This is a genomic window from Pseudorhodobacter aquimaris (assembly GCF_001202025.1).
Taxonomy (GTDB): Bacteria; Pseudomonadota; Alphaproteobacteria; order Rhodobacterales; family Rhodobacteraceae; genus Pseudorhodobacter; species Pseudorhodobacter aquimaris.
This window is the reverse complement of record NZ_LGHS01000026.1, coordinates 1-7,850: the sequence shown is the minus strand read 5'-3', so window position 1 is coordinate 7,850 and position 7,850 is coordinate 1. Positions and strand designations below refer to the sequence as shown.

Genomic DNA, 7,850 nt, shown 5'->3' with positions numbered 1-7,850 from the left:
CCAAGAATGCGCGGCTATGCGACAGCTTGATATGGGCGACCTACAGCTTGATGCGCTCACCGCCGACATAGGCCCAGTCCTCACTCCAGTCGAACTGGAAAGCCTCGCCCGGCGCGAACACCAGCGGCACGAAAGTCCCGCGATCTGTCGTGTGATGCGCACGCTGCCGTTCACCCTTCCAGTCCCGCACGAAAGCCGCAACACGCTCGTAGGAACCGTCATACCCAAGCTTTACAAGATCGGCATGCATCAGCTTCGCCGTTCGCCGTTCGGCGCTCCTTGCGTGATTTGCGCTGATCAGTCGTCAGCCATGCTGTAAGATGCTTGGCATAAGGGTCCAGTTTGCTGGGACGATCCGGCGCCTGAAACGCAGGTTCAACAATCCCTTCCCGCAAATACTTCTTGATCGTGTTGCGAGACACGCCCGTCCGACGCGCGATCTCGCGAATGGGCATCTTATCTCGCAGCGCCCATTTCCGAATAACTTTCAAAAATCCCATGTCTATCACCCCATGTGCCCTCAGCTGATTCAAGCCTGGGCAAGGTTGCACATGGGTCAATTCTCAATGACAATTTCTGCTGTTGCCGGGGCAGCTCTCAGTGACAATCAATAACCTTGAAGGTCTGCTTCAGAATGTGACTGCATTGCCTGAAGCCCGCGCAAACGGGACCGCAAAAGCGGTGCGTGATGAATAGTTTCCTCGGCTCCCAGTAACCTTTGGGAAGCGTGGAATGAGACAGGACTTGGCTTCAAGACCAGCCGTGCTACGTTAGGAAAACGTAGTCTAACCGCACCCACAACCCTGCAATATCGGAGTAGTTCATCATGAAACCCAGCCAGTATATTTCAGTAGTAAGCCTTTCCGCCCTTCTGTCGACCACTGCTGCTGCCGACGTTACTGTTTCTTCCAAAATTGACACCGAGGGCGGTTTGCTGGGCAATATCATCGCCCTGGCACTGGAAGACGCGGACTTACCTGTCGAGCGTCGCTTGCAGCTTGGCGGCACACAGATTGTGCGCGAAGCACTGCTGTCCAATCAGATTGATATTTACCCCGAATATACCGGCAACGCGGCGTTTTTCTTTAACGAAGCAGACAGCGATGTCTGGAAAAATCCTGCCGCTGCCCACGCGCGCGCGGCGGAGTTGGATAGTGAGCAGAACAACGTCACATGGCTTGATCCCGCGCCCGCGAATAACACATGGGCCATCGCGGTGACTGGTGAAGTTGCTGCGCAGAATGACTTAGTGACGATGTCTGACTTTGGCGCTTGGGTTGCGGGTGGTGGCGACGTCAAACTTGCGGCCTCGACAGAGTTTGTTTCGTCTCCTGCGGTTCTGCCTGCGATGCAGGACACTTACAGGTTTAGCCTGACCGCCGATCAAACGATAATCCTGTCCGGTGGCGACACATCCGCGACGATCCAAGCCGCAGCACGCGGTACATCGGGCGTTAATGCAGCCATGGTATACGGCACTGACGGGGGGGTCGGCGCGACTGGACTTGTGGTGATGGAAGACGACAAAGGCGTGCAGCCCGTTTATGAGCCCGCTCCAATCGTGCGGGCTGACGTTTTGACTGAGTATCCGTCCATACCAGAAATTCTGAACCCAATCTTTGCCGGTCTGGATATGCAGACCCTGCAACGGTTGAACGGACGTATCCAAGTCGGCGGAGAGCCTGCTGAAGACGTGGCGCGCCAATACCTGACCGAAACCGGCGTTCTGGATTGATTGCGTAGAATCTGACGTATGATAGGCATTCGCACACATATTTCACCGCCCGGATTGCTTTTTGCCATTCTGGGGCTGGCCTCATTGCTGGTCCCATTTATGACACTTGCAGCCAATCGCATCGTTGCGGGTGAGGGCATTTCTGTATTACGCATCGCTGGGCCTACAATCACCGCGCCCGGTGTGGCTGCGGTGACCATTGGTTTGGCGATGGGTCTTATCGCAAAGTGGACACGCCTGCGTTTGCTGGGGGCTGTTTTTGGCTTAGCAGGACTGCTCTGGCTGCTCTCTCGGAGTGCGCCGATCCTTTTGTCTCAAGCCGGAGAGTATGCACGCGTTTCACCGGCGGCAGGCTTTTGGTGCCTGGTGGTTATTTTTATGCTGCTGATGGCCGATGCGTTAGCCGCCCTGAAACCGGGGCCGTTGATGCGCGGCATATTATTGTTCGCAATTCTTGTTGCATTGGTCCTCGTCCTTCGTTCAGGTATGCTGTCCGACTTGTCAGTCCTTCAGGAATTTTCCAGCCGTCGTGACGCATTCTTCTCGGAATTTCTGCGCCATCTCGGGCTCGCTTTCGGGTCACTCGCAGCGGCAGCGGTGATTGGTTTTCCGCTAGGCATCCTGTGCCATCATCGCGTGGCACTACGGGGTGCTACCCTGCCGGTGCTAAGTTTTTTACAGACCATTCCATCGCTTGCCATGTTCGGGCTGATGATACCGATACTTGGATGGCTCGGAAGTACCGTTCCGGGCGCACAAGCAATCGGCATCGCTGGAATCGGGTTTGCCCCTGCATTTCTTGCCCTGTTACTCTATTCGCTGCTTCCTGTCGTTGGGAACACGGTTGCTGGCCTCGCCTCTACGCCGCCCGCCGCGCTGGAGGCCGCGCGCGGCATGGGAATGACATCAAGCCAGCGTCTGCTGCGCGTTGAGTTGCCGCTTGGTCTGCCGATCATCCTGACCGGTTTGCGCATCGTGCTTGTGCAGAACATCGGCCTTGCCGTCATTGCAGGGTTAATTGGAGGCGGCGGGTTTGGGACGTTTGTCTTTCAGGGGCTGAACCAGACTGCGACTGATCTGATCCTGTTGGGCGCATTACCCACAGTTGTGCTGGCCCTAACGGCAGCGATATTAATGGATATTCTGGTCGAACTCACCCGTCGAACCCCCGAGGAGACAGTATGATCGAGATAGACAGCATCACCAAAACCTATGGCACGATGAATGCCGTCGATGCAGTGTCCATGAGGGTGGAAACCGGATCAATCACCGCAATTGTTGGCACCTCGGGGTCTGGAAAAACCACGTTATTGCGGATGATAAACCGCCTTGAGGAACCGACCTCGGGCGAGGTGCGGATCAACGGTACATCCACCTCATCGGTAAAACCGCACCTTTTGCGACGGCGCATCGGTTATGCCATTCAGGGCCACGGACTGTTCCCGCACCATACGGTAGCGCGCAATATCGGCGCGGTTCCCGAATTGCTGAAATGGTCCCGCGACAAAATCAATGAGCGCGTCGATGAATTGCTTGCGCTGTTTTCAATGGACCCAGCAGAATTCCGCGACCGCTTTCCAGCCGAACTGTCCGGCGGGCAACAACAGCGTGTCGGCGTGGCGCGCGCGCTGGCATCGCGGCCTGATCTGTTGCTGATGGACGAACCTTTCGGCGCTTTGGACCCGATCATCCGGACCCGTGCGCAAAAGGACTTGGCGCACATTCAGCGCAAGTTGGGATCGACGATCATGTTGGTGACCCATGACATGGAAGAAGCCATCAGTTTGGGGGATCACGTGGCAGTGATGGACGGCGGAAAGCTGGTACAATATGCCCCCCCGGCTGAAATCATTGCCCGCCCGGCGACAGACTTCGTGGCAAATATGGTCGGAGATGTCGAGCGGCCTCTGCGGCTTTTGTCGTTGATCTCGGTGTCCGAAATCATCGAGGCGGGTGAAGCAGACGGTGAAGGATTGCCAGAAACCGCAAGCTTGCGTGACGCCCTCTCAGCCTGTCTGTGGAGCGGGCGCGATGCCTTGCCCGCCACCAGAGAGGGCGCCGTTGTAGGGCGTGTGACACTCAAAGCCATTCGCGCACGCGCCGGAGCACACTTATGAAAACCGGCCGGATCCTTCGCTCTGTGCTGATCGCACTTCTGCTGGCTTTGGTGCTGCGGCCAGATTGGTTTGTTCCAATCTTTGCGCCCTTTGCGCCCGATGGTGGCCCAGTGATCTATCAACGGGCATCGATGTTGTCTTTGTCGCTTAGCCATCTTGGGATTGTAACACTTGCCTCCGCTGCGGCGACGATTGTCGCTGTGGCGCTCGCCATTCTCGTGACGCGTCCGGCTGGTGCTGCATTTCGACCGTTGTCTCGTACGATCACCAACATGGGGCAGACGTTCCCGCCCGTTGCCGTGCTGGCGCTGGCTGTGCCAGCTTTGGGTTTCGGAGCCGGACCGACTTTGGTGGCACTTTTTCTGTATGGATTGCTGCCGATATTCGAGAATGCAGTCACCGCGCTGACCAGTCTTCCGCGCGCCACAACGCAAGCCGCACGCGGTATTGGCCTTAGCCGCCTGCAACGTCTTTTGCGGGTCGAACTGCCGCTGGCATTGCCGGTAACCCTGACGGGCATCCGGCTTTCCATTGTCATCGGCTTGGGCACGGCGACGATAGGCTCTACTGTCGCGGCCCGAACTCTGGGAGAGGTAATCATCGCCGGGCTTTTAACCAACAACACCGCGTACGTATTGCAAGGCGGATTGATCGTCGGGCTCTTCGCGGTGTTGATCTATGATGCACTCGTACAACTTGAATTGTACCTGACCGGACGCATGGGTGGTTGAGGCGCGGTTGTTTTAGTTGGCGTCGTTAGATCACGGATCCAAATATGGTTGATCGTAAGCGTCCGGCCTGCCTGCACTGACGCGCCATAGAGTGTGTTGATAAGTGTCCACCATTGTTAGTGGACATCTTGAGGACGGATATGGCGGGCAAGAAGGGTCAGAAGAAGCGGTTCTGGTCGGACGAGGAGAAGGTGGCGATCTGTGCACAAACACGCGCGCCGGGGGTATCGGTGGCGCAGGTCGCGCGGCGGTACGCCATGAACACCAATCTGATCCACAAGTGGTTGCGTGATCCTAAGTTTGCGCCTGATCTGGAGGTGGTCGAAGAACAGGCCACCCCGGCACCGTGCTTTCTTCCGGTTGAGATCGTTGACCGGCCTGTGACCGAAGAACCGACCCCCACTCTTGTGGCCAATGCCGCTTCCGACCACAGCGCAATTGAGATCGACATCGCAGGCGGTCATCAGCTGAGGATTGTCGGCAGCTATGATCCAGAAGCACTGGTCCTGCTCATCCGAGGTCTTTCTGCATGATCCCTGTTCCAGCGAACACGCGTGTCTGGCTCGCTGCCGGTGTGACTGACATGCGGCGCGGGTTCACGACGCTGGCAGCGCAGGCTGAACAGACATTGAAGCAAGATCCGTTCGCGGGTCATCTGTTTGTCTTTCGTGGGCGGCGCGGTGACTTGATCAAAATCATCTGGTGGGATGGACAGGGTGCATGCCTGTTCAGCAAGCGACTTGAGAAAGGCAGGTTCGTTTGGCCATCGGCGAAGGAGGGCAAGATCGCCTTGACCGCCGCCCAGTTGGCGATGCTTTTGGAAGGGATTGACTGGCGCGTGCCACAGCACAGTTAGACACCGCTCAAAGCGGGATAAACGCCCGCAAGGGATTCCCGTCGCGCTGTTGTTTTGCTATGGTCTGGCCATGTTGGACGTCAACAAAACTCTGCCGAAAGCCCCTGACGATCTCAGGCAGTTCACGGCGCTTTTGTTGGCCGAGGTGAAGTCGCAGGCTGTCCTGATCGAGAAGCTCCGGCATCAACTGGCAGGTCAGCGTCATCATCGGTTTGGAGCATCATCCGAGAGCATCGAACAGCTTCAGCTGGCCTTGGAGAACAGTGAGATTGCTGTCGCCAAGATGACCGCAAAGCTGCGTCTTCCCGACGAAGAACCCAAGGACAAACCCAAGCGCCGCCCGATCCCGGATCATATTCCGCGCATGGAAGTTGAGTTGACCACTGGCGACGATGATTGCGCTCATTGCGGTGGCGGACTGCGGCGTCTGGGCGAGGATGTGACCGAAGAGTTGGAATACGTTCCTGGCCGGTTCATCGTGAACCGCATCGTGCGGCCACGCTTTGCGTGTTCGGGCTGCGAGGCCTTCACACAGGCAGCGTTGCCATCGCGCCCCATCGAACGTGGTCGTCCTGGTCCCGGACTGCTGGCCCATGTTCTGGTCAACAAATATGCGGATCACCTGCCGCTCTATCGGCAAAGTGGCATCTTCGAGCGCGACGGGATCGACATCGACCGTTCGACGCTGGCTGATTGGGTGGGCAAGTCCACGGCGCTTCTGGAGCCGCTGGCTGATGCCATCGGGCGGCATGTGCTGGCCGGCCAGGCCATCTTCGCAGACGACACCCCGGTGAAGATGCTCGCCCCCGGCACCGGCAAGACAGCGACCGCGCGCCTCTGGGCGTATGGCCGAGACGAGAGGCCGTGGGGCAGCAGCGTTCCACCCGCCAGCTGGTATCAGTTCTCGCCAGACCGCAAAGGGCAGCATCCTAAGGATCATCTCGCAAAATATCAGGGTTGGATGCATGCGGATGGCTATGCCGGATTCGAAGACCTGTATCGTTCCGGCGATATCCGCGAAGTCGCCTGCATGGCCCACGTCAGACGCAAATTCGTCGATATCCACCGCGCTCAAGGCTCGGCCATCGCAGATGAAACCATAAAGCGCATCGCGCAACTGTATGCGGTAGAGAAAGAGGCCCGTGGATCACCACCAGATCAACGCGCCGATCTCCGACAAGCGCAGGCAAAACCGATCTTCGATGATCTCGAAGCTTGGTTGCACACCCAACTGCCCAGCATCTCCGGCAAATCGCCGCTGGCAGGTGCAATCCGCTATGCTCTGACGCGCATGGCACGGCTGCGGCCCTACCTCGATCACGGCATCCTGGAGCTGGACAACAATACCGCAGAACGGGCGATGCGCTCCGTCGCCATCGGGCGCAAAAACTATCTGTTCGTCGGATCACAAACCGGCGGCAAAGCCGCCGCTATCGCTTACACATTGATCGAAACAGCCAAACTGAACCGCATCGATCCGCAGGCTTGGCTGGCCGACACCTTGGCACGCATCCCAGACTACAAAATCAACCGCGTCGATGATCTGTTGCCATGGAAAACTGCTATATAGGGCGGCCAGACCGGACGCTTATGGTTGATCTGAAAACACTATGGTTTTTGACGCAGGTATGAGGGCTACCTTTGCTTGCCCCAATGGCCCGAGGTGGTGTCTACGAAGCTCCGGCCACGGCTGTGTAAGCCATCGGGGCCGCGAGGACGTCGGAGCGAAACTGGGGTAAGGAGCAGTTTGGCGCAATCGTCGTGAGACGGGATCGGGAGAACCAGTGTGCAACAGAGTGCCTTCGCGCATGTGGCTTTGATCTGGAGCCGACCTTCGCCTTGGCCTTGCCCCGCGAGAGTTCTGGTCTCTGAGGTCATGTTGGGCAGCCCGTCTCTCGAAAGCCAAAGGGGCTTTTGCCACTAAGGGATGAATGCCACCTTTGTGGGTTATAGAACCCGTGTGTGGATGCCCCTTTCAATGCAAGAAGTTTTTCAGATTGCTCAGAACATGTGATCAGTGCAGTCGTGTGTCCGGCCTATATATGCAGCTTTCACACGCCGCTGGCCTGTATGGTGTCCGTGGATGGGTCCAAATCGTTGATGCGAGCACAAAGCTCCTGGCTTCTATCTGGTTTTCCCAACCCCGTCTTATGACCGTTGTTCCTTACTCTCCTTCGCCCTTCTCACATTGCCGGTTTACTCCAACGCATGGTGCAAAGCTTATGCAGCCAGCGGTGGAATTCGATCGTTCTCTTTTGTGGTTATTAACGCCCAAACAGTACGGGCAAGCTTGTTTGCCAATGCAGTCGCCACCAGCATACGAGGCTTGCGCGCCAGCATCTTGGCAAGCCATGATCCAGGTGGTGGGCCTTTCCGGATGGTCCAACGGATGACGGCCATCACGCCAGAGG

General features: G+C 57.4%; 7 protein-coding genes and 2 pseudogenes. 7 read left to right on the top strand and 2 right to left on the bottom strand.

From position 1 onward, the window contains the following. Positions 1-43: 43 nt before the first annotated feature. Positions 44-500, bottom strand: a pseudogene (locus tag AKU94_RS18955) (helix-turn-helix domain-containing protein); the annotation flags it as partial. Positions 501-826: 326 nt separating this feature from the next. Here AKU94_RS18955 and osmF point away from each other — a divergent pair. The 7 genes from osmF (at position 827) to tnpC (ending at position 7,009) form a co-directional block, all read left to right on the top strand. Next, a complete protein-coding gene (gene osmF / locus AKU94_RS03675) occupies positions 827-1,735 on the top strand; it encodes a glycine betaine ABC transporter substrate-binding protein OsmF (protein ID WP_050525988.1) in 909 nt (302 codons plus the stop codon). 99 nt (positions 1,736-1,834) lie between these two features. Further along, positions 1,835-2,920, top strand: coding sequence for an ABC transporter permease (locus tag AKU94_RS03670; protein WP_198144816.1), 1,086 nt, complete (start codon positions 1,835-1,837; stop codon positions 2,918-2,920). After that, on the top strand, positions 2,917-3,852 hold the full coding sequence (locus tag AKU94_RS03665; protein WP_050525987.1) for an ABC transporter ATP-binding protein: 936 nt from the start codon (positions 2,917-2,919) through the stop codon (positions 3,850-3,852). The genes AKU94_RS03670 and AKU94_RS03665 overlap by 4 nt, the downstream gene beginning before the upstream one ends. Beyond that, positions 3,849-4,583, top strand: coding sequence for an ABC transporter permease (locus AKU94_RS03660; protein ID WP_050525986.1), 735 nt, complete (start codon positions 3,849-3,851; stop codon positions 4,581-4,583). The genes AKU94_RS03665 and AKU94_RS03660 overlap by 4 nt, the downstream gene beginning before the upstream one ends. A 140-nt stretch (positions 4,584-4,723) precedes the next feature. Continuing rightward, positions 4,724-5,116 carry an IS66-like element accessory protein TnpA gene (tnpA, locus tag AKU94_RS03655; RefSeq protein ID WP_050525985.1) on the top strand — a complete coding sequence of 131 codons (393 nt, stop codon included), beginning with the start codon at positions 4,724-4,726 and terminating at the stop codon, positions 5,114-5,116. Next, on the top strand, positions 5,113-5,439 hold the full coding sequence (gene tnpB / locus AKU94_RS03650; protein WP_050525984.1) for an IS66 family insertion sequence element accessory protein TnpB: 327 nt from the start codon (positions 5,113-5,115) through the stop codon (positions 5,437-5,439). The genes tnpA and tnpB overlap by 4 nt, the downstream gene beginning before the upstream one ends. Before the next feature lie 70 nt (positions 5,440-5,509). Beyond that, the gene (tnpC, locus tag AKU94_RS03645) at positions 5,510-7,009 is read left to right on the top strand and encodes an IS66 family transposase (RefSeq protein WP_050525990.1); all 1,500 of its coding nucleotides are present in this window, start codon (positions 5,510-5,512) and stop codon (positions 7,007-7,009) included. 650 nt (positions 7,010-7,659) lie between these two features. Here the strand turns inward: tnpC and AKU94_RS03640 are convergent. Further along, a pseudogene (locus tag AKU94_RS03640) lies at positions 7,660-7,850 on the bottom strand (IS110 family transposase); the annotation flags it as partial.

Coding starts and splice junctions, on each gene's coding strand:
- osmF (WP_050525988.1), top strand. CDS start 827: ATGAAACCCAGCCAGTATATTTCAGTAGTAAGCCTTTCCGCCCTTCTG.
- AKU94_RS03670 (WP_198144816.1), top strand. CDS start 1,835: ATGACACTTGCAGCCAATCGCATCGTTGCGGGTGAGGGCATTTCTGTA.
- AKU94_RS03665 (WP_050525987.1), top strand. CDS start 2,917: ATGATCGAGATAGACAGCATCACCAAAACCTATGGCACGATGAATGCC.
- AKU94_RS03660 (WP_050525986.1), top strand. CDS start 3,849: ATGAAAACCGGCCGGATCCTTCGCTCTGTGCTGATCGCACTTCTGCTG.
- tnpA (WP_050525985.1), top strand. CDS start 4,724: ATGGCGGGCAAGAAGGGTCAGAAGAAGCGGTTCTGGTCGGACGAGGAG.
- tnpB (WP_050525984.1), top strand. CDS start 5,113: ATGATCCCTGTTCCAGCGAACACGCGTGTCTGGCTCGCTGCCGGTGTG.
- tnpC (WP_050525990.1), top strand. CDS start 5,510: ATGTTGGACGTCAACAAAACTCTGCCGAAAGCCCCTGACGATCTCAGG.